The following is a 21560-nucleotide window of genomic DNA, read 5'->3' on the forward strand; positions in this document are numbered from 1 at the left end:
TGTTCGCATCTCTTCGGCGTGCAGTAACGGTCCATCCCGGTGGGCCAAAGGCGTACACTACCGGCCCAGCACCCGCAGGTCTAAATCCGGTCCGGTGCGACATTGCCCACGGCCGTTGCCGCACGCTGTACGGGTACCCGCAACAGCAGCGTGAAACCGACCACGAAGAAGACGACCAGCGACAGGATCGCATTCCGGTAGTCGCCCGTCAGCTGATACGTCACCCCGAAGACCAGCGGTCCCAGCCAGCTGGTGCCGCGGTCGCTGATCTCGTACAGCGCGAAGTACTCCGCCTCCTTGCCGGCCGGCACCAGGTGCGAGAACAGCGAGCGGGACAGCGCCTGGCTGCCGCCGAGCACCAGCCCGATGGCTGCCGCCAGCGCGTAGAACCAGACGGGATTCTCGCGCGGCAGGAAGTACCCGGCGCCCACCGTCACCGTCCATGCCACCAGCGACCCCAGGATGGTCCGCTTGGCGCCGTAGCGGGCCGCGAGCCTGCCCAGCGCCAGCGCGCCCACCACGGCGAGGACCTGCACCAGCAGGATGGCCCCGATCAGCGTCGTCTGGTCCAGCCCCAGCCCTTCGGAGCCGAAGACCGACGCCTGGGTGATCACCGTCTGGATGCCGTCGTTGTAGAGCAGGTACGCCAGCAGGAACAGCAGCGTGAGCGGGTAGCGGCGCAACTGGCGCAACGTTCCCGCCAACTGGCGGAACCCTTGGCCGAATGCCGCGCGCCCGGTCCCGTCCGGCGCGTGCGCCACTGCGGGACGCTCCCGAAGCCGCAACAGCGGAACGACGGTGAAGACAGCCCACCACAGCCCCGCGGAGGCCAGACAGATCCGTACGGCTGTCGACTCCGTGACGCCCAATGCCTCGTGCCCCAGGAACAGCCCCAGGTTCGCCACCAGCACCAGCGCACCGGAGCCGTAGCCGAAGGCCCAGCCGCGCGAGGAGACCGCGTCGCGCTCCTCGGGCGGGGCAATCTGCGGCAGGAAGGCGTGGTAGAGCACGATGGACACCGCGAAGCTGACGTTGGCCACCACCAGCAGCACACCGCCCAGCAGATAGCGGTCGCCGTCCAGGAAGAACATCCCCGTCGTCGCCCCGGCACCCAGGTACGCGGCGGTGCCGAGCAGCGGCTTCTTGCGTCCCGTACGGTCGGCGAACGCCGCGGCCAGCGGCATCACCAGCACCGACAGCAGTACGGAGGCCGAGACCGCGTACGGGAAGAACGAGCCGGCCCGCACCGGTATGCCCAGCGGGTGCACATAGCCGTCCGCGTCGGCAGCGGCCTTGGTGACCTCGGTCAGATAGGGGCCGAGGAAAACGGTGAGGACGCTGGTGGAGAAGACGGAGTTCGCCCAGTCGTAGAAATACCAGCCGCGCTGCTCGCGGCGGCGCTCCCTCAGCTGCGCCAACTCCCCGGGATCCGCGCCCTCTTCCGGTGCCTGCGGTGCGTCCGGCGCATCGGATGCGACCGTTCCCATCCCCGTTCCTCCCCGTTGAAATGTTCTGCCGTCCGGTGCCGGCGGCCTCGAACGGATCCCGGAACTCGAACGATCTTCGCAACCGGTGCGGGGAGACTACAGCCCGGCTGCCGCAGCCCGGAAAGTCACGCGCGATCAGCCCTCCGGCCTGGCATTCTGGCTCCGCCCCGAACCCGAGCGTCCTGGAGCCCGGCCCGCCATGCCCGCAGACCCCGACCAACCAGCCCTCCGCAGCGTGGAGTTGACCGAGCGCCGTGCCGACATCGCTGGGCGGCATGTCACTTACCTCGACACCGGCGGCCCCGGCCCGGTTCTGCTCGCCCTGCACGGCCACTTCGGGCGCGGCCGGATCTACGCCCCGCTGGCCCGCGCGCTGGCGGGCCGCTACCGCGTCATCGCCCCGGACCAGCGTTCGCACGGGCGCTCCGACCGTGCCGGGACGTTCTCGCCCGAGGCGTACGCCGATGACGCCGTGGCCCTGCTGGATGTGCTCGGCATCCGCAGCGCCGCTGTGCTGGGCCACTCCATGGGCGGCGCCGTCGCCTTCGTGCTCGCGGCCCGCGCCCCGGAGCGGGTCGGTGCGCTGCTGGTCGCCGATATGACCGTGCTCAACCAGGAGCCCGAGGCGCACCCGGTGCTCGACTGCTCGTCCTGGCCACGCCGTTCCCCCACCCGGGAGGCGCTCGGTGCCGCGATCGAGGCGCACGGCATTCCGGACGCGGGCTACTTCCTGCAGAGCGCGGCGCAGTTCGAGGACGGCTGGGGCCTGCTGTTCGAGACCGGCGACATGATGGCCTCGCAGCGCGCCTTCGCGGGCGACCTGAGTGCCCACTGGCGTGCGTCCGGCCAGCCGGCGCTGCTGCTGCGCGCCGAACACAGCTTCATGCTCTCCGCGCACATGGCGCGGCGGATGGTGGCCGAGCGCCCGCGCACCGAACTGGTCACCTTCCCCGGCTGCGGGCACTGGCTGTACGAGGACGATCCCGAGGGCTTCGCCAGGGAGGTCGGCGGCTTCCTCGACCGGATGCCCTGCTGAAGCGTCACCCCCTGGGCCGGTTACTCCTGGGGCCAGGCGTCGTGTGCCTCGAACACCTCCCGCAGCATCTCCAGCCGGTCGGTCATGATTCCGTCCACGCCCAGTTCCAGCAGGGCCGCGGCGCGGGCCGGGTCGTTGACCGTCCACACATGCACCCGCAGCCCTCGTGCGTGCGCGGCCCGAACGAAGGCGCGGTCCACCACGCGGACCCTGCCGTGCCGTTCGGGTACCTGTGCGCACCCCGCTCCTGCGGGCAGCCGCCACGGCAGCCGGTAGGAGCGCATCCGCAGGGCGAGTACTCCACCGGTGCCCAGCGAGGTCAGCAGCCGGGGGCCCGCGAGGGCCCGTGCCCTGGCCACCCGCGCCTCGGCGAACGAGCCCACGCACACCCGGTCCCAGGCCGACTCGCGCTCCAGGAGCTCCAGCAGCGGGACGAGCGCGCTCCCGGTCTTCACATCGATGTTCCAGCGCACGCGCGGGAAGGCGCGCAGCAGTTCGGCGAAGAGCGGCACCGGCTCGCGGCCCGCGACGCGCGCCCGGCGCACCTCTGCCCAACTGAGCGCGGCGATGGGGCCGCTGCGGTCGGTGGTGCGGTCCAGGGTGGTGTCATGGAAGGCCACCAGCGCGCCGTCCGCCGTGGTGTGCACGTCGGTCTCCAGGTAGCGGTAGCCGAGCTCGACGGCGCGGGCGAAGGCCACATGGGTGTTCTCCAGCCCGGAGGCCGCACCGCCCCGGTGTGCGAAGGCCAGCGGCACGGTCGAGGCCAGGAACGGATGGCCGGCACCGGGAGAGGGGCGGCCCTTGGTCGTTCGTACGTTCGTCACTGCGGCAGTATCGCCGTCGCGGTTGCCGCTGCAGTACGGCCGTCACCGCGGAATCCGCGCATCCCGCCGGTACCGTCCCGCGGTCACTGCCGCAGTGTGGTGCGCCCCTCCGCGCCGCCGCCCTGGGCGACCACCCGCGACGTCTCGCCCGCCGCGGCGCTGCCCGGCAGCTCGAAGAAGCGCAGGAAGAACTGGGCGAGGGGGCCGATGGCCAGCGCGTACAGCACGGTGCCCACACCGGCCGAGCCGCCCAGCAGGATGCCGGTGAGCAGGACGACGACCTCGATACCGGTCCGCACCAGCCGGATCGAGCGGCCCGTCACCCGGTGCAGTCCGGTCATCAGCCCGTCGCGGGGGCCGGGTCCGAAGCGGGCCGAGATGTAGAGCCCTGTCGCGGCGCCGTTCAGCACCACGCCTCCGAGCAGCAGCGGGATGCGGTAGGCCAGCGCGTCCGCCTGCGGCAGCAGCCACAGTGTCGCGTCCATCGACAGGCCCACCAGGAAGACGTTGGAGACCGTGCCCAGGCCGGGACGTTCGCGTATCGGCCACCACAGCAGCAGCACCATGGCCCCGACGATGATCGAGACCGTACCGATGGACAGCCCGGTGTGCTCGGAGATGCCCTGGTGGAAGACGTCCCAGGGGTCCAGGCCCAGTCCCGCACGCACCATCAGCGCCGCGCTCGCTCCGTACAGCAGCAGCCCTACGTACAGCTGGGTGAGCCGCCGGACCAGATGCCTGTCAGAACCCCTCGCTATGGACAAAGATCTACCCTTTCTCGTGCCACTGGACTGTCTGTGGCACCCTGTGGCATGGAAGCAGGCCGTTTCAATGGCCAATCCTGGAGAGGTGGACCGGATCATGGCGCACTGGAACTCCGCCGTCGGGGCCGCTCAGCTCGCGCGGCTCCTCGGCTCGCAGCACCCCGTGCGGCGGGAGGGCCCGGGGACGGCGCGGGAGAGCTCGGCCGTGGCAGGCGCGCTCGGCGTTGCCGAAGCGCCGGTCGCCGGCGTGTCCGGCGTGGACACGGCGCAGGCCACCCGGAAGGTGCCCGCCTACCGCTCCCTGGCCGAGGGTCTGCGGTTGCTCGTCCTGGAGGGCCGGATCCCGGTCGCAACCCGGCTGCCCGCCGAGCGGGAGCTGGCCGCCGCACTGTCGGTGAGCCGCACCACGGTGGCCGCCGCCTTCGAAGCCCTGCGCTCCGACGGGTTCCTGGAGTCCCGCCGCGGCTCCGGGAGCTGGACGACCGTACCGGCGGGGAAGCCGCTGCCCACCCGTGGCCTCCACCCCCTCCCGCCCGAGAACGAGGGCACCGTCATCGACCTGGGCTGTGCCGCGCTGCCCGCGCAGCCGCTCATGAACGAGGCGTTCCAGAGCGCGCTGGCGGCCCTCCCGCCCTACGCACACACCCACGGCGACTACCCGGCGGGCCTGCCCGTGCTCCGCGAGGCGCTCGCCGACCGCTACACCGCGCTCGGTGTGCCCACGATGCCGCAGCAGATCATGGTCACCACCGGCGCGCTGGGCGGGGTCGGCGCCCTGGTGCGGATGCTGGTCCCGCGCGGCGAGCGCATCGCCGTCGAACACCCCTCCTACGCGAACGTCCTGCAACTGCTCCGCGAGACGGGCGGCCGCCTCGTCCCCGTCCCGATGGCGAGCCACCTGGCCGGCTGGGACCTCCCTGCCTGGCACCGCACCCTGCGCGAGTCCGCGCCCCGGCTCGCGTACGTCGTCCCGGACTTCCACAACCCCACCGGCACGCTCGCCGGCACCGAACAGCGCCGCGAACTGGTCGCGGCGGCGCGCGCCTCGGGGACCGTACTGATCGCCGACGAGACCATGGCCGATCTGCCGCTGGGCCCGCCCGGTGCCACCGGAACGCCGAGCACCGGCTCTCCGGGGCTGGAGATGCCGCGGCCGATGGCCTCCTTCGACCCGGGCGGCTCGGCTGTGATCACGGTCGGCTCGGTCAGCAAGTCCATCTGGGCGGGGATGCGGATCGGCTGGATCCGGGCCGCTCCCGAGATCATCCGCAGCCTCACAGCGGCCCGCGCCTACGTCGATCTGGGCAGCCCCGTGCTCGAACAGCTAGCCGTCGCCGAACTGCTGGGCGGGAACGGCTGGGAGCAGGCCGTCACCGAGCGCCGCGCCCGGGCACGGGAGAACCGTGAGGCGCTGACGGCGGCGCTCCGCGATCATCTGCCCGACTGGGAGTTCGACGTCCCGCACGGCGGCCTCACCCTGTGGGTGCGCACCGGCGGACTCTCCGGGTCCCGGATCGCGGAGGCCGGCGAACAGCTCGGCGTACGGGTGCCCTCCGGGCCGCGCTTCGGGGTGGACGGTGCCTTCGAGGGGTTCGTACGGCTCCCGTTCACCATCGGCGAGCCGCTCGCCAGGGAGGCCGCGTCACGACTGGCCGCCGCCGCCGATCTGGTGCGGTCCGGCGCGCCCACCCCCTCCGACGTGCCGCGCTCCTATGTGGCCTGACGGCCGGCGGGCGGCACGGGCACCCCTTCGCCGCCGCCCGGCCACAGGCCGCGGCCCGGCACGCCGGCCGCCGCCTCCGCCGCCTGGCCCGCCGTCCCCTGGGGCGGTGCGGGCGCGGGGGCGCACACCGGCTCGGGCAGCAGCTCGCGGACGGCGCTCCGCTCGGCCTCGCCCGCCGTCTCGTCCAGCGGGTCGGGGGTGGCGGGCACCTGGAGCCGCAGCACGGGTCCGTCTCCGAGGCGTGCGAAGCCCCGGCCGCGCGGTGCGTCCGGTGCCGGGCCGGTCTGCGGTGCCTCGCCCAGCACAGCGCCCGCCTGTTCGGGCGGGACGGCGCCCAGCACCACCCGGGCCCTGGTGTGCGTGAGCACCGCTTCCCCCAACTCGTCCGCACCGTCGAAGTGTTCGGCCACCGCCACGGTCATCCCCGCCGCACGGCCGTGCCGCAGCGGGACCCGCAGCAACTCCTGCGGGTCGGCCCAGCCCTCGGTCCGCGCCAGACAGCTGAGCGCCGCGGGCCGGTCCACCAGCACCCACAGCGGTCGGCGTACGTCCTTCGGGGTGCTCTCGCCGCGCTGCCGGGCCCGGCTCGTCTCCAGCAGCCTCCGCTCCGTCTCCCGTGCCGCCCACTCCAGCGCGGCCAGCGCGCCCGGCAGCGTGGACTCCACGCCGAGCACCCCGCACCGCGCCGCGAAGGACGCGAACTCGCCGCCTCCGTCGCCGTCCACGATCAGCACCTCGCCGTGGCACAGCGCCTGGAGGGCGAGCGAGCGCAGCAGCGAACTGGTGCCCGAACCTGGTGTGCCGACGGCCAGCAGATGCTGTTCGGTCGAGCGGGAACCGGTGTGCCACATCACCGGCGGTACGTCGCGCGGGGCGGTCTCACCTGCGAAGTACACCGGTACCGTCCGGTGGACCTCGCAGCCGTCCGTGAAGCCGAGCACCGTCTCGCCGGGCGCGGTCACGAAGGGCTGGGCGTGGATGCCGGTGGGCAGCGGCTCCAGAGCCGTCATCTCCAGCAGATTGCACTCCTCGTCCCAGCAGAAGCGGTACTCGCGCCCGCGGCCGGTCTTGGCCGCCAGCAGCTGTTCGACCCGCAGCCGCTCGGCAAGTTCCCCGTCGCGGAAGGAGGCCGGATAGCGCAGCAGCAGCCCGCTGATGCGCCCGTCCCGGAAGGCGAACTCCTCGAAGGCGCGCTCCCACCGCCCGTCGTACGCATACAGCGGCTCGGGGCGCGGATCGCCGTCCAGTACGAAGTACGGCACCAGTGCCTCGTACAGCGCCTGGAGGCGCGCCCGCTCCACGTCGGTGGGACTCTTCCGGAACGTGAGCAGCTGCCCGGCCGCGCTCCTCCTCCCGTACCAGGCGGTGGCGCCCAGCGCGCCGAGCGTCGCCAGGGCCGGGCCGTAGGGCAGCAGCCACAGCAGCACCCCGCACGCCGCGACGACGAACAGCGTGGGACCCCGCCGTTCCCTGGGCGTGCGCTCCCACCAGGCTCTTCCCCTCCCGGCCAGGCAGCGCGCCCCCCTGCCGAGCACGAGCAGCGGATGCAGTACGTCGAGTACCGCTTCGGTCCCGGCACGCACGGCTTCCCGTGCGTGCCACCGCGACGGCATCGGCCACCGCCCCACACTCAACTCCTCCCGGCCCGCTGACTGATGCCCGGCCTGTCGGCCACCGGTCCGCCTGTCGGCGCCGGTCAGAGCTTGAGCCCGCCGAGCAGGCTCGCCAGACTCTCGCCCCCCGCCTTGATGCTGGGTGCCATGGCGGTGCCCGCCAGGTAGAAGCCGAAGAGGGCGCACACCAGCGCGTGGGAGACCTTGAGGTTGTCCTTGCGGAAGAAGAGGAAGACGATCAAGCCCAGCAGTACGACGCCCGAGATCGAGAGAATCACCAGTCACTCCTGATGTAGGGGACGGTCACCATGAGTTTCACCAGCTTCACAGATCGGACGGATCGTATGAAACTGGCATCTGGGTGATTCCTCTGCTAACGCCCCTGAACGGGTCGTGTCGCTGCCGGGCTCCCGGTGGAAGCCCCACCTCGAACCGCCGCAGGCAGCCCGCCGCAGAGGAAAGGCCCTCCAATGAACGAGAAGGACCCCCTGACCATTGCCGCGGACGCGGTGCTGGCCGGGCTGTCGGACATCCGCGACAGTCTCGAATCCCTCTACAAGGACCTCCATCAGCTCCCCGAACTCGGCTTCCAGGAGCGCCGTACGGCAGGTCATGCCGCCCAGGCGCTGAACGAGTGGGACTACGAGGTCACCGAGGGCGTCGGTGGGACCGGGGTCGTCGGCGTGCTGCACAACGGTGACGGGCCCACCGTGCTGCTCCGCGCCGACATGGACGCGCTGCCCGTACGCGAGCAGACCGAGCTGCCCTACGCCTCGACCGGGACCGGCACCGACGCGGACGGCGTCGAACACCCGGTGATGCACGCCTGCGGCCACGACGTCCATGTCACCTGTCTGTTGGGCGCGGCCCGGCTGATGGCGGCCGGGACCGACGTCTGGCGGGGCACGCTTGTCGTCCTGTTCCAGCCGAACGAGGAGAACGGCTCCGGGGCCCGCGCCATGGTCGACGACGGGCTCGCCCGGCGGATTCCCCGCCCGGACGTGGCACTGGGCCAGCATGTGCTGCCGGCGCCCGCGGGGACACTGCTGACCCGCCCGGGCGTCATGATGGCGGCCTCCGACAGCTTGCGGGTCACCTTTCACGGGCGGGGCGGGCACGGCTCCATGCCCGAACGGACCCTGGATCCCGTGGTGCTGGCTGCGGCGACCGTCGTACGGCTGCAGACCGTCGTCGCTCGGGAGACCGCCGCGACCACGCCCGCCGTGGTGACCGTCGGGGCGATCCATGCGGGCAGCGGGCCGAACATCATCCCCGACAGGGCCGAGATCCAGCTCAACATCCGGGCCTTCGACGAAGACTCCCGCTCCCGCGTGCTGGCCGCGGTCCGCCGGGTCATCGCCGGTGAGTGTGCCGCCTCCGGGGCCGACCGTGAACCGGAGTTCGAGACGCTCAGCGAGTTCTCGGTGACCGAGAACGATCCGGAGGCCACCGACCGGGTCGCGGGAGCCTTCGCCGCCTACTTCGGCCAGGACCGGGCGCGGACCACCGGGCCCATTCCGGCCAGCGAGGACTTCGGCGAGCTCCCCGCCGGGCTCGGCTGCCCCAGCACCTACTGGGGGCTGGGCGGCACCGATCCGGACACCTACCGGAAGGCCGAGCGGGCCGGGACCGTCGAGCGGGACATCCCCGGCAACCACAGCCCACGCTTCGCCCCGGTGATCCAGCCCACCCTCGACACCGGCGTACGCGCCCTGGTCACCGCCTCCCTCGCCTGGCTGACCCCACGCCCGAAGAGCGAGTGACGGACAACGGCCCTGGCCCGCGGGTCAACCGCGCTCGATCCGGTCGCGTACGTCCGGGTCACGGGCCTGCTCCGGGGGGAGCTCGGTGTGCGAGTCCAGCTTCGCGGCGCGCAGTTGACGAGCCGTCACCACAGTGGTGTGCGTCGACTCCCATGCCGCATTCTCGTCTGCCGAGTCGCGGGTCCGGGCGGTACGCAGGTCGGCGCCGCGCAGGTCGGCCCCCTTCAGCTCGGCGCCGCGCAGGTCGACGCCACGCAGGTCGGCCCCGCGCAGATCGGCGCCCCTCAGGTCGGCGTTCCGGAAGGACGCGTCGATGGGGCGTGCCTTACGCAGGTCGGCGCCCGCGAGCTGGGCGCCCTCCAGCCGGGCCCGGACAAGCACCGCGGAACGCAGATCGGCGTCCCGGAGATTGGCGTCCGGCAGCCGGGAGCCGACGAAGTACGCGCTGTTCAGCTGGGCACGGGGCAGGTTGGCGCTCACCAGCACCGCACCGCTGAGATTGGCGTGGGCAAGCCGGGCCCGACCGGCACGGGCGCTGCGGCTGCCGGGTTGTGTGCCGCTCCCTTGAACCGCAGCGCGGACGCTCACGTTGGGCAGGTGTGCCTCGCGCAGATCCACCGCGGCGCGGTTGTCGCGTTCCGGCCTGCGCTGCGCCAGTACCTCGAACGCGGCCTGCACGTCCGCGGCCGGCCGCGCGGACGCCGCGTCCTTGCCCTCCGCTCCCTTCGCGTGGGTGCGGATGTAGGCGGAGAGCACATCCACGATGGAGGGCTGGTCCCGGGGGGAGTCCTTCATGATGCGCTGGAGCGCGTAGATGCCGCCGAGCCGCACTTCCGGCGCGGTGTCCCCCAGGTTGCTGACGGCAGAGGTGTAGCGGTCGGTGATCTGCCCCTCGCGTGTGACGCCCACCTCCTTGACGGCCTGTTCACGGGTGACGAGCACGGTGGCCATGGCCGCGATCGCAGTGACGGCGACCGCCAGTACCTCGATGGCCCGGGGCCATCGCTCCTGCTTGACCGCGGGAGAGTCAGCGGCTTCGGCGGTGACCGGCGTATGTGGTGCGGGTGCACGCTCCGGCGCGCCGCGCCGCTGTCCGATCTGACGTGGCCCCACCGGCGCGCTGCGTGCAGCTTGCCGCCGCAGGCGCTTGGCCCGTTCCCCCGACCGTGCCGTCACTCTGGCCATACGGGTATTCCACCGGACAACCGTGCTCCACGCGAGAGTGCGGCGGCCATTCCCTTGTGGTGGAACGCGTTCTACTGTGTGCTGCCGCCGGCGTGAACCGTCGTGGAGCGGAGGGGACCGTGTATCTCGAATACACCACCGAACAGCAGGAACTGCGCGCACGGTTGCGGGAATACTTCACGGGCCCGCGAGGGCTCGTACCCGAGGACGCGCATACCCGGTACGCCGAACCTGCGGCACAGAAGCAGTTCTACCGCGAGACCGTACGGCAGCTGGGCCGGGACGGGTGGCTGGGTGTGGGATGGCCGCGTGAGTACGGCGGGCGCGGGATGAGCGCCGTTGAGCAGTTCATCTTCTTCGACGAGGCCGCGCAGGCGGGCGTCCCGCTGCCGCTGATGGCGCTCAACACGGTCGGGCCCACCCTCATGCGCTTCGGAACCGCGGAGCAGAAGGAGTACTTCCTGCCCCGGATCCTCTCCGGCGAACTGGACTTCGCCATCGGCTACAGCGAGCCCGACGCAGGCACCGATCTGGCCTCCCTCACCACCCGCGCGGTCCGCGAGGGCGACACCGAGACCGGGCACTACATCGTCAACGGGCAGAAGATCTGGACCACCAACGGAGACACTGCCGACTGGGTGTGGCTCGCAGTGCGCACCGATCCCGACGCCAAGCCGCACAAGGGCATCACCCTGCTGCTCGTACCGACCAGCGACCCCGGCTACTCGTGCACCCTCATCACCACCCTCGCCTCGCACGACACCACGGCCGGCTACTACGAGAACGTGCGGGTGCCCGCGAGCCGCCGGGTCGGTGAGGAGAACGGCGGCTGGCGGCTGATCACCACTCAGCTCAACCACGAGCGGGTCACCCTCGCCGCGCACGGCAGCATGGCCGTCCGCGCCCTGGAGAACACCCGGCGCTGGGCGCAGCAGACCAAGCTCTCCGACGGGCGACGCATCATCGACCTGGACTGGGTCCGCACCCGGCTGGCCCGCGCCCACGCCCGGCTGGACGCGATGAAGCTGCTCAACTGGCAGATGGTCGACGCCCTCGACAAGGGCACGCTGACCCCGCACGACGCCTCGGCCGTCAAGGTCTACGGCAGCGAGGCGCGCCGCGATGCCTACGCCTGGCTGATGGAGGTCGTCGGCGCCGCCGGCCCCCTCAAGGAGGGCTCGGCGGGCGCGGTGCTGAGCGGCGAACTGGAGCGCGGCTACCGCAGCGCGGTCATCTTCACCTTCGGCGGCGGCAACAACGAGATCCAGCGCGAGATCATCTCCTGGATCGGCCTGGGGATGCCACGCGTACGACGCTGACTCCCGGGCTGTCCCCGGGCTGGGCCACAGGTCGGCTCACGGCTCGGCACTTCTGTCCCACGTACGACACCGAACACCCCTGTACCGCAGCGAACCCGTCAAACGCGTACACCTCACCACCGATTGGCATACACAGGACGGAGCGAGGCAGCCATACTGGGCAGACAGGGGAGGGACGAAAGCGGCAACGACGGGGGCGAGAAGCAGGGATGGCGCAGAGCACCCTGATCCATGGTCGGTACCGGCTGCTCGATCTCGTGGGGCGCGGCGGCATGGGCGAAGTGTGGCGGGCCCGCGACGAGTCACTGGGCAGGCGGGTGGCCGTCAAATGCCTCAAACCACTGGCCCGGCGGGACGACGAGGCGTTCCTGCGCGTCCTGCGCGAACGCTTCCGGCGCGAGGCGCGCGTGGCCGCCTCGCTCCAGCACCGGGGCGTGACGGTCGTACACGACTTCGGCGACGACGAGGGGCTGCTCTACCTGGTCATGGAGCTGCTGGAGGGGCGGAACCTCAGCCAGTTGCTGGAGGAGAACAAGCGGCAGCCGCTCCCGGTGGCCGAGGTCGTGGACATCGCCGAACAAGTCGCGGCAGCGCTGGCCTACACTCACGACCAGGGCGTGGTGCACCGCGATCTGAAGCCCGCCAACGTCATGCGTACCGAGGACGGCGCCGTCAAGATCTGCGACTTCGGCATCGCGCGGCTGGCCCACGACATCGGCTTCACCGCCAAGCTCTCCGGAACCGGCGTCGCCATGGGCACCCCGCACTACATGTCTCCCGAGCAGATCGCGGGCTCCGCCGTCGACCACCGCAGCGATCTGTACTCGTTCGGGTGCGTTCTCTACGAGCTCGCCACCGGCACGCCCCCGTTCGAGGGTGGCGACCCCTGGGCCGTACTCGTCGGCCACCGTGACACCCCTCCCGTACCGCCGCGTGCCCGGCGTTCCGAGCTGCCGCCCCCGCTGGAGGCCGCCGTGCTGCGGCTACTGGCCAAAGTGCCGGACGAACGCCCCGCCGATGCCACCGCGTTGGCGGACGAGCTCGCCGCGGCACGGGCCCAGCTGCCGGGCTCCGGTACGCCACCGCTCGCGGGGCCGGTGACGGGTCCGGGTGCCACGGTCGGCGCGGGCGGTGCGGTGGGCCCGCACGCCGCGCCGCTGTGGATGCCGCGGTGGACACACGGCATGGACGGCGGCCTGCCGGCGAGCGGCACCCTCGCGCTGCGGACCCCGCCCGCAGGAGGAGCGGCGGGAGGGGACGGGCTCGCCGGGCGATGGACCGGGGGCGCCGCTGAGGCCGAGCTGCCCGAGTCCGGGGAGGTCACCCATGCGGCTCCGCGGCGGACCCCGTCGCGGATACCGCAGCAGGCCCCGCGGATCCCTGCCCCGGCTGCCTCCCCCAGCCTTCGGCTGGAGGGCGCCCCCAGGAGGGGTCCCCAGTCGCGGGAACGGCTCGCCGTGCTGGCGGGCAGGCACAACGCGGGGCTGCGGCTGGGGCGGCTCGGCCGTTGGGAGGAGGCGTACGAGGTGCACCGCGTGGTCGCCGCCGAACGCGAACGACTGCTCGGCCCGTACCACCCGGACACCCTCGCCAGCCGCTACGAGACCGGCTCCGCGCTCGCCCGGCTCGGGCGGCACGCGGAGGCGCTGGAGGAGTACGTCCGCACCGCCGCGGGCCGGGTCACCGTGCTGGGCCCCGACCACCCCGACACGCTCGCGGTCCGCCACGAGCTCGGCCATGCGCTGGGACGGCTCGGCCGCTGGGAGGAGGCGCTGGACGTGCACCGGCAGGTGGCCGCCGTCCGGGAACGGGCCCTCGGCTCCACCGATCCCGCGACGGTGGCCAGCAGGAACGACGAGGCACACTGCCTGGAGCGGCTGGGCCGCACCGGCGAGGCGGTCGAGGTCTACCGCGAACTGGCGCGCAGGCGCTGAGAGGCGGCCTGCGCACGGCAGTTGTCCGACGCGGTTATCCGACAGCAGCTGTCCGACGCAGGTGTCCGACAGCAGCCATCCGACGCAGTTGTCCGACAGCAGTTACCTGACGCTGCATCAGAAAATGTCTTCCCTCCTCAACGCCGCTGCGGCATCCTGCCGCCCATGCAGACGGAGCTGAGCAGACAGCTGGGAGCAGAGCACGCCATCTTCGGCTTCACGCCCTTCCCCGCCGTTGCCGCGGCGCTCACCAGGGCGGGCGGCTTCGGGGTGCTCGGCGCCGTGCGCTACGGCGCCGCCGAGGATCTCGAACGCGACCTCGACTGGCTGGAGGCCCACACCGACGGACTGCCGTACGGCCTCGACGTGGTGATGCCCGCGCAGAAGGTCGAAGGCGTGACCGAGGACGAGATCGAAGCGATGATCCCCGAGGAGCACCGGCAGTATGTGCGTGACGTCCTCGCCGAGTACGACGTACCGGAGCTCCCGGAGGGCGAGCGGGGCGGCTGGCGGATCACCGGCTGGATGGAGAGCGTCGCCCGCAGCCAGCTCGATGTGGCCTTCGGCTACCCCGTCAAACTCCTCGCCAACGCGCTGGGTTCACCGCCGCCGGATGTGATCGAACGCGCCCACCGGAACGGCATCCCGGTGGCAGCGCTCGCCGGGAGCCCCCGGCACGCGGAGCGGCACAAGGAGGCGGGCATCGACATCGTGGTGGCCCAGGGGTACGAAGCCGGCGGCCACACCGGGGAGATCGCCTCCATGGTGCTCACGCCCGAGGTCGTACGCGCCGTCGACCCGCTCCCGGTGCTGTGCGCGGGCGGCATCGGCAGCGGCGAACAGCTCGCTGCCGCCCTGGCGTTGGGGGCGCAGGGTGGCTGGCTCGGCTCGGTGTGGCTGACCACCACCGAGGCCGATCTCGGCTCCCGGGCACTGACCCGCAAGCTGCTGGCTGCCGGGCCCGCCGACACGGTGCGGTCGCGCGCCCTCACCGGGAAGCCCGCGCGGCTGCTGCGCACCGCGTGGACGGACGCCTGGGAGGCCCGGGAGGGGCGGCCGGGCACCCTGCCGATGCCCTTGCAGGGGCTACTGGTGGCGGAGGCCAACTCGCGGATCCAGCGGTACGAGGTGGAGCCGCTGCTGGGCACTCCGGTGGGGCAGATCGTCGGTTCCATGAACAGCGAACGCTCCGTGCAGGCCGTTGTCGACGACCTCACCCGCGGTTTCGACCGCGCCCTCGCCCGTCTCGACGCGATTGCGGACCGGCATTGAGGGGCTTCTTCGAACTCCGCCCGAAAGGAGAGCCAAGGTGGACGCACCCAACGGGTTCTGGGCGCAGGCCCAGCGGGATCCCGGGCGTACGGTCCTCGTCGCGCCGGACGGCGAGGAGTGGTCCGCGGCCCGTCTGCACGCGGAGTGCAACAAGCTCACGCACGCCCTCAGAGCAGCGGGACTTGCAGCGGGCGACGCGTTTGCGACCGTTCTGCCCAACGGCCCGGAGTTCATCGCCGCCTACCTCGCCGCCGCCCAGTCCGGCCTCTACATGGTCCCGGTCAACCACCACCTGGTGGGCCCGGAGATCGCCTGGATACTCTCCGACTCGGGCGCGAGCGTTCTGGTCGCGCACGCCCGGTTCGCGGACACCGTGCGGGCCGCCGCCGACGAGGCGGAACTGCCGGACGACCGGCGTTACTCCGTCGGGCCGATCGAGGGCTTCCACCCGTACGCGGATCTCCTCGACAGCCACCCACCCGAGCCGCCCACTCACCGCACCAGCGGCTGGGTCATGAACTACACGTCCGGCACCACCGGTCGCCCCCGCGGCATCCGGCGGCCCCTCACGGGCAAGCGTCCGGAGGAGACGCATCTCGGCGGCTTTCTCGGCATCTTCGGTATCCAGCCGTTCGAGGACAACGTCCATCTCGTCTGCTCGCCGCTCTACCACACCGCCGTACTTCAGTTCGCAGCCGCCGCACTGCACATCGGGCACCGGCTGGTGGTGATGGACAAGTGGGTTCCCGAGGAGATGCTGCGCCTGATCGACCGGCACCGCTGCACGCACACGCATATGGTGCCGACGCAGTTCCACCGGCTCCTGGCGCTGCCCGAGGAGACGCGGGCCGGCTACGACGTCTCCTCGATGCGGCACGCCATCCACGGCGCCGCGCCCTGCCCCGACCATGTGAAGCGGGCGATGATCGAGTGGTGGGGCAGCTGCGTGGAGGAGTACTACGCCGCGAGCGAGGGCGGGGGAGCGTTCGCGACGGCCGAGGACTGGCTGAAGAAGCCCGGCACGGTCGGCAAGGCGTGGCCGATCAGCGAACTGGCGGTCTTCGACGACGACGGCAACCGGCTCGGCGCGGGAGAGCTGGGCACCGTCTACATGAAGATGAGCGCCGGCGGTTTCTCGTACCACAAGGACGAGGGCAAGACCCGCAAGAACCGGATCGGGGACTTCTTCACCGTCGGCGACCTGGGCTGTCTGGACGAGGACGGCTATCTCTTCCTCCGCGACCGCAAGATCGACATGATCATCTCCGGCGGGGTGAACATCTACCCCGCCGAGATAGAGGCCGCCCTGCTCACCCACCCCGCCGTGGCGGACGCCGCCGCCTTCGGGGTGCCGCACGACGACTGGGGCGAGGAGGTCAAGGCCGTCGTCGAACCCGCTCCGGGCCATCAGCCGGGGCCGGAACTGGCCGAGGCGATCCTGACCCACTGTGCGGAGCGACTCGCTGGCTACAAATGCCCCAGAACGGTGGATTTCACCAGCGAGATGCCCCGTGACCCCAACGGCAAGCTCTACAAGCGCAGACTGCGAGCACCGTACTGGGAGGAGCGGCAACGGCCGCTGTGACGGGCGTCACTTTGTGGGACCAGACGGGTACGTCTGGGAGCGATGCCCAAAGGAGACCTCGTGGCCACTTTTCCCCCCTTCCTGGCGCGGTCATGATGATCAGGCGGTGTCGTGGGTGCCGCCCACGGCGACGCCGTCATACGCACCAACGTCAGGAGGACCCATGGCCGGGCTCTGGAGCGGCGAGGGTGTACTGCGCCGCAAACCCATCGAGCACATCGAAGAGACCGAGGCAGCCGGAGCGCAGCTCGTCCGCACTCTCGCCCTGCGGCATCTGACCGCGATCGGCATCGGCGGCATCATCGGAGCCGGCATCTTCAGCCTCGCGGGAACGGTCGCCAACGGCAAGGCGGGCCCCGCCGTGCTGATCTCCTTCCTCGTCGCCGGACTGGCCAGCGCGTGCGCGGCGCTCTCCTACGCCGAGTTCGCCGGGCTCATCCCGAAGGCGGGCTCCGCCTACACCTACGGCTACGCCGTTCTCGGCGAGCTCGCCGGCTGGTTCATCGGCTGGGACCTGCTGCTGGAGTACACCGCCATCGTCGCGGTGGTGGCCATCGGCATCTCCGGCTACTTCTCCTTCCTCCTCGGAGAGACGGGTATCGATCTGCCCGCCTGGATGCTGGGTGCGCCGGGAACCGGGGACGGGCACCGCGTGGACCTGTTCGCCGCGGTGCTGTGCCTGCTGATCGCCTACCTGCTCACCCGGGGCATCAAGAGCGCGGCGCGCTTCGAGATGATCGTCGTGGGCCTCAAGGTGGCAGTCGTGCTGCTGGTGATCGGCGTCGGCGTCTTCCACGTCAAGACCGGCAACTGGCACCCGTTCTTCCCGTACGGCCTCTCCGGTGCCTTCACCGGCGCGGCGACCGTCTTCTTCGCCGTCTTCGGCTACGACGCGATGAGCACGGCGGCCGAGGAGTCCACGGACGCCCAGAAGCACATGCCCAAGGCGATCATCTACTCGCTGGCCATCTCCATGGTCCTGTACGTGGCCGCCTCCCTGGTGCTGACCGGCATGCAGAACTACAAGGACATCGACCCCGCCAGCGGCTTCTCCACCGCCTTCAAGTCCGTCGGGCTCAGCGGAATCGCCGACATCATCGCCGTCGGCGCCATCATCGGCATCCTGACCGTGATGTTCACCTTCATGCTCGGCGTCACCCGGGTGTGGTTTTCCATGAGCCGCGACGGGCTGCTGCCCAAGTGGTTCGCCAAGACCGACCCGGTACGCCATGTGCCGGTCCGCGTCACCTGGATCGTCGGCGTCGTCTCCGCCGGCATCGCGGGCCTGCTGCCCATCCAGGAGGCTGCCGAGTTGACGAACATCGGCATTCTGCTGGCCTTCGTCGTGGTCTGCATCGCGGTCATCGTGCTGCGGTACCGGCGGCCAGACCTGCCGCGCACCTTCAAGGTCCCCGGTATGCCCGTCACCCCGGCGCTCGGCGTGGTCTTCTCGATCTGGCTGACGACCTATCTCACTGCGGAGACATGGCTGCGCTTCGCCGTGTGGTTCCTCATCGGCCTGATCGTGTACTTCGGCTACTCCTACCGCAAATCCGAGCTGGCCAGGCGGCCCACCGACACCTGGCCGCCCTCTCCCGGGAAGAAGGACGAATAGCGGGTACGGTCCCCCGTATGAGCGAAAACGGTACGCAGACGGTTCGCACGGGCGGCATCCGGCTGAGCTATCGCTCCTGGGGTGTCGGCGAGGGCGTCCCCGTCGTCCTGCTGCACTGCCTCGGTGAGGACGGCGAGGACTGGCGCGGCCCCCTCATCTCGGGGCTCGCCGGCGCGCATCCCGTCCACGCGCTCGACCTGCGGGGCCACGGCGGGAGTGACTGGCCCGGCAGCTACGGCATGGACGACTTCGTCGGCGATCTGCGCGGGTTCCTGGACGAACTCCGCATCGACAAGGCGATCCTCGTCGGCCACTCCTTCGGGTCCGTCGTCGCCTATCTGTTCGCCCAGGAGTACCCGGAGCGGGTGGTCAGCCTCGTGCTGGAGGAGACCGGAGCCATGCGGCCCGTGCGGCCGCCGCAGGAGGTGCCCGAACCGCCGCCGGGCACCCCGCTCTTCGACTGGGAGGTCAAGGTCCAGTGGACCCGGCAGCGCAATGACCCCGACCCGCGGTGGTGGGACCGGCTCCCGTCCATCACCGCGCCCTCTCTGCTGGTGGGCGGCGGCGAGCGCAGCCACCTCCCGCAGGAGGACCTGCATCTGATGGCCGACCGCATTCCGCAGGCCCGCGTCCTGACCATCGACGGCGCGGGGCACCTGGTCCATGAGGCCCGCCCGATGGAATTCACCAGGGCGGTGCTGGATTTTCTGACGGAGAGCTGATCTTCCCGCCGCCCCTCTTTTCCGACCCCTCCTGGAGCGTGCGGCGCGCCCAGCGGTAGTCCGCCTTGCCGCTGGGCGACCGTTGGATGTGCTCCGTGAGCACGACGGTGCGGGGCACCTTGTACCCCGCGAGCCGCTTCCGCGCATGGTCCCGTACTCCCTCGGCGGTCAGCGGCGAGGCCGGATCCCGCAGTTGGACGACGGCTGCGACGCGGTGACCCCATTTCTCGTCGGGGATGCCCGCGACGAGCGCGTCGTAGATGTCGGGGTGGGACTTGAGGGCTTCCTCCACCTCCTCGGGGTAGACCTTCTCGCCCCCGGTGTTGATGCACTGCGAGCCCCGCCCCAGCACAGTGACGACCCCGTCCGCATCGACGGTGGCCATGTCGCCGAGGAGCACCCAGCGCGCGCCGTCGGCCTCGAAGAACGTCTCGGCGCTCTTGGCGGGGTCGTTGTAGTAGCCGAGCGGCACGTGCCCGCGCTGCGCGAGGCGGCCGACCTCGCCGGGCGGCACGGGCCGGCGGGTGGCCGGGTCGACCACGGCGGTGCGGTCGTTGACGGTGATCCGGAAGCCCTTCGCCGGGCCGGAGTCCGCCGTCGCGGTGCCGTTGAACCCGGACTCGGAGGAGCCGAAGTTGTTGATGAGCGTGGTGTGCGGCACCAGCGCCATGAACTGCTCCCGCACCGTCTCGGAGAGGATCGCCCCGGAGCTGGAGACCACGAGCAGGGACGAGCAGTCGGTGCCGCGCAACGGTCCGCCGAGCGCGTCCACCAGCGGCCGCAGCATCGCGTCGCCCACCAGCGAGAGTGCTGTCACCTTCTCGCGCTCGACGGTGCGCAGCACCTGACAGGGTACGAACTTACGGTGCAGCACCACCTTCTGGCCGTAGTTGAGCCCGATGAAGAGAGTCAGCGTGGAGGTGCCGTGCATCAGCGGGGGAGTGGGGAAGAACACCAGCCCCTCGCCGCCGGCCGTGACCCGCTGGGCCAACTCCTCAGGCCGGGAGACGGGTTCGCCGGTGGGTGCGCCGCCGCCGAGCCCGGAGAAGAACAGATCCTCGGAGCGCCACATCACCCCTTTGGGCAGTCCCGTGGTGCCGCCGGTGTAGATGAGGAACAGATCGTCCGGGGAGCGCGGACCGAAGTCGCGGTCCGGTGACTGTGCCGCCTCCGCTTCGGCGAACTCGGCGACGCCGATGGGAGCGACGGTGAGCGCGATGTCCGGCCCGGGCTGCCTCTTGCGCGGCCGGCCCCCCACCCGCACGAGGTGGCGCAGCTTCGGGGCACCCGGTGCCGCGGCGGCCACCCGCGCCGTGAACTCGCCGTCGAAGACGAGCGCCTTCAGGTCGGCGTCCCGGTACAGATAGCTCAGCTCGTCCTCGATATAGCGGTAGTTGACGTTGACCGGGACGGCGCGGACCTTCAGACAGGCGAGCAGGGTCTGTACGTACTCGACGCCGTTGTACAGGTGCAGCCCGACATGGTCGCCCGGTGCGATGCCCGCGTACGTCAGGTGGTGCGCGAGCCGGTTGGCCGCGCGCTCCAGCTCGGCGTAGGTCAGCCTGCGTTCGGTGCCCGTACCGGGGTGATCCAGGTAGACCAGTGCTTCGCGGTCCGGGATCGTGTCGACGATCGACTCGAACAGGTCGGCAAGGTTGTACTCCACGGCGCGCTCCTCCATACCTGGCCCGGCGTGCTCGTTTCGCGTATGTGCTCGTCCGGCGTGCGCCCCCGTGCTTGCTCGCGTACTGGTGTCTTCGGCGTCATCAGAGCACCGGCAAGCGGAGACGGGAAGGGCTTGGGCGGCAGAAATATGACGCTGTGTCAGAAACCTCTTGAACTCCGCGCGGCATTACTGCAACCTGTTCCAGGTCCTGAGGCGGCCCGCAGACGGGAGGATCCGCGATGGGCGGCACCGAACATCTGACCGTGGAGCGCGTGGGTGCCACCCTCGTGCTCACCCTCAACCGTCCCGAAGCCAAGAACGCTCTCTCCCTGCCGCTGCTCGTCGGCCTGTACGACGGCTGGCTGGAGGCCGACGCGGACGACGCGATCCGCTCCGTCGTCCTCACCGGCGCGGGCGGCACCTTCTGCGCCGGCATGGACCTCAAGGCCCTCGCCGGTGACGGCATGACCGGGCAGCACTACCGCGAGCGGCTGCGCGAGGACCCCGACCTGCACTGGAAGGCGATGCTGCGGCACCACAGGCCGCGCAAGCCCGTCATCGCGGCCGTCGAGGGGCACTGTGTGGCGGGCGGGACGGAGATGCTCCAGGGTACGGACATCCGCGTCGCGGGCGAGAGCGCCGTCTTCGGCCTCTACGAGGTGCGCCGCGGCCTGTTCCCGATCGGCGGCTCGACGGTACGCCTGCCACGGCAGATCCCGCGTACGCACGCGCTGGAGATGCTGCTGACGGGGCGCCCGTACGACGCCGAGGAAGCAGCACGTATCGGGCTGATCGGCCGCGTCGTACCCGACGGCGCTGCGCTGGAGACGGCACTGGAGATCGCGGAACGCGTCAACGCCTGCGGCCCGTTGGCCGTCGAGGCGGTGAAGGCTTCCGTCTACGAGACGGCGGCCATGACGGAACAGGAGGGACTGGCCGCCGAGTTGAAGCGCGGCTGGCCCCTTTTCGACACGGCGGACGCCAAAGAGGGCGCCCGCGCCTTCGCGGAGAAGCGGGAGCCCCGGTTCCGCCGGGAGTGAGAACTCCCGCCC

At 71.3% G+C, this 21560-nt stretch carries 17 protein-coding genes; 10 read left to right on the forward strand and 7 right to left on the reverse strand.

Annotated features, from left to right (window positions below):
* Positions 1 to 80: 80 nt before the first annotated feature.
* Complete coding sequence (locus ACTWP9_RS31350) at positions 81 to 1487, reverse strand: MFS transporter (RefSeq protein ID WP_443249703.1); 1407 nt, start codon at positions 1485 to 1487, stop codon at positions 81 to 83.
* A gap of 199 nt (positions 1488 to 1686) precedes the next feature.
* Between ACTWP9_RS31350 and ACTWP9_RS31355 the strand changes: the two genes are divergently transcribed.
* Positions 1687 to 2523 (forward strand): alpha/beta fold hydrolase, encoded by an 837-nt coding sequence (locus tag ACTWP9_RS31355; protein ID WP_443249704.1) that lies wholly within the window; start codon positions 1687 to 1689, stop codon positions 2521 to 2523.
* 20 nt (positions 2524 to 2543) lie between these two features.
* Here the strand turns inward: ACTWP9_RS31355 and ACTWP9_RS31360 are convergent, their stop codons facing one another.
* Positions 2544 to 3347, reverse strand: a complete 804-nt coding sequence (locus tag ACTWP9_RS31360) for a glycerophosphodiester phosphodiesterase (RefSeq protein WP_443249705.1) — start codon at positions 3345 to 3347, stop codon at positions 2544 to 2546.
* An 83-nt stretch (positions 3348 to 3430) separates the two neighbouring features.
* Positions 3431 to 4105 (reverse strand): membrane protein YczE, encoded by a 675-nt coding sequence (gene yczE, locus ACTWP9_RS31365; RefSeq protein WP_443249741.1) that lies wholly within the window; start codon positions 4103 to 4105, stop codon positions 3431 to 3433.
* A gap of 103 nt (positions 4106 to 4208) precedes the next feature.
* Between yczE and yczR the strand changes: the two genes are divergently transcribed.
* Entirely contained in the window at positions 4209 to 5834 is a 1626-nt protein-coding gene (yczR, locus tag ACTWP9_RS31370; protein WP_443249742.1) for a MocR-like transcription factor YczR, read from the forward strand.
* On the opposite strand, the gene ACTWP9_RS31375 is transcribed toward yczR, so the two are convergent.
* Both ACTWP9_RS31375 and ACTWP9_RS31380 read right to left on the reverse strand, forming a co-directional pair.
* Positions 5822 to 7447, reverse strand: coding sequence for a hypothetical protein (locus ACTWP9_RS31375; protein WP_443249743.1), 1626 nt, complete (start codon positions 7445 to 7447; stop codon positions 5822 to 5824). The two genes, yczR and ACTWP9_RS31375, sit on opposite strands and share 13 nt — an antisense overlap.
* Positions 7448 to 7530: 83 nt before the next feature.
* Entirely contained in the window at positions 7531 to 7725 is a 195-nt protein-coding gene (locus ACTWP9_RS31380; protein ID WP_173868609.1) for a hypothetical protein, read from the reverse strand.
* 192 nt (positions 7726 to 7917) lie between these two features.
* Between ACTWP9_RS31380 and ACTWP9_RS31385 the strand changes: the two genes are divergently transcribed.
* A complete protein-coding gene (locus ACTWP9_RS31385; RefSeq protein ID WP_443249706.1) occupies positions 7918 to 9210 on the forward strand; it encodes an amidohydrolase in 1293 nt (430 codons plus the stop codon).
* A gap of 24 nt (positions 9211 to 9234) precedes the next feature.
* Here the strand turns inward: ACTWP9_RS31385 and ACTWP9_RS31390 are convergent, their stop codons facing one another.
* A complete protein-coding gene (locus ACTWP9_RS31390; protein ID WP_443249707.1) occupies positions 9235 to 10395 on the reverse strand; it encodes a pentapeptide repeat-containing protein in 1161 nt (386 codons plus the stop codon).
* Positions 10396 to 10514: 119 nt separating this feature from the next.
* Here ACTWP9_RS31390 and ACTWP9_RS31395 point away from each other — a divergent pair, with 119 nt between their 5' ends.
* From ACTWP9_RS31395 to ACTWP9_RS31420, 6 genes are all read left to right on the forward strand, one after another.
* Positions 10515 to 11714 carry an acyl-CoA dehydrogenase family protein gene (locus ACTWP9_RS31395; protein ID WP_443249708.1) on the forward strand — a complete coding sequence of 400 codons (1200 nt, stop codon included), beginning with the start codon at positions 10515 to 10517 and terminating at the stop codon, positions 11712 to 11714.
* 209 nt (positions 11715 to 11923) lie between these two features.
* Positions 11924 to 13648, forward strand: a complete 1725-nt coding sequence (locus tag ACTWP9_RS31400) for a protein kinase domain-containing protein (RefSeq protein ID WP_443249709.1) — start codon at positions 11924 to 11926, stop codon at positions 13646 to 13648.
* A gap of 165 nt (positions 13649 to 13813) precedes the next feature.
* Complete coding sequence (locus ACTWP9_RS31405) at positions 13814 to 14920, forward strand: NAD(P)H-dependent flavin oxidoreductase (RefSeq protein WP_443249710.1); 1107 nt, start codon at positions 13814 to 13816, stop codon at positions 14918 to 14920.
* A gap of 37 nt (positions 14921 to 14957) precedes the next feature.
* On the forward strand, positions 14958 to 16505 hold the full coding sequence (locus ACTWP9_RS31410; protein WP_443249711.1) for an acyl-CoA synthetase: 1548 nt from the start codon (positions 14958 to 14960) through the stop codon (positions 16503 to 16505).
* A gap of 163 nt (positions 16506 to 16668) precedes the next feature.
* A complete protein-coding gene (locus ACTWP9_RS31415; RefSeq protein WP_443249712.1) occupies positions 16669 to 18120 on the forward strand; it encodes an amino acid permease in 1452 nt (483 codons plus the stop codon).
* Between the two features lie 17 nt (positions 18121 to 18137).
* The gene (locus tag ACTWP9_RS31420) at positions 18138 to 18842 is read left to right on the forward strand and encodes an alpha/beta fold hydrolase (RefSeq protein ID WP_443249713.1); all 705 of its coding nucleotides are present in this window, start codon (positions 18138 to 18140) and stop codon (positions 18840 to 18842) included.
* Here the strand turns inward: ACTWP9_RS31420 and ACTWP9_RS31425 are convergent.
* Positions 18805 to 20508, reverse strand: a complete 1704-nt coding sequence (locus ACTWP9_RS31425; RefSeq protein WP_443249714.1) for an acyl-CoA synthetase — start codon at positions 20506 to 20508, stop codon at positions 18805 to 18807. The two genes, ACTWP9_RS31420 and ACTWP9_RS31425, sit on opposite strands and share 38 nt — an antisense overlap.
* Before the next feature lie 239 nt (positions 20509 to 20747).
* Between ACTWP9_RS31425 and ACTWP9_RS31430 the strand changes: the two genes are divergently transcribed.
* A complete protein-coding gene (locus tag ACTWP9_RS31430; protein WP_443249715.1) occupies positions 20748 to 21548 on the forward strand; it encodes a crotonase/enoyl-CoA hydratase family protein in 801 nt (266 codons plus the stop codon).
* Positions 21549 to 21560 lie beyond the last annotated feature (12 nt).

It is taken from the genome of Streptomyces sp. 3N207 (assembly GCF_052246355.1).
Classification (GTDB): Bacteria; Actinomycetota; Actinomycetes; order Streptomycetales; family Streptomycetaceae; genus Streptomyces.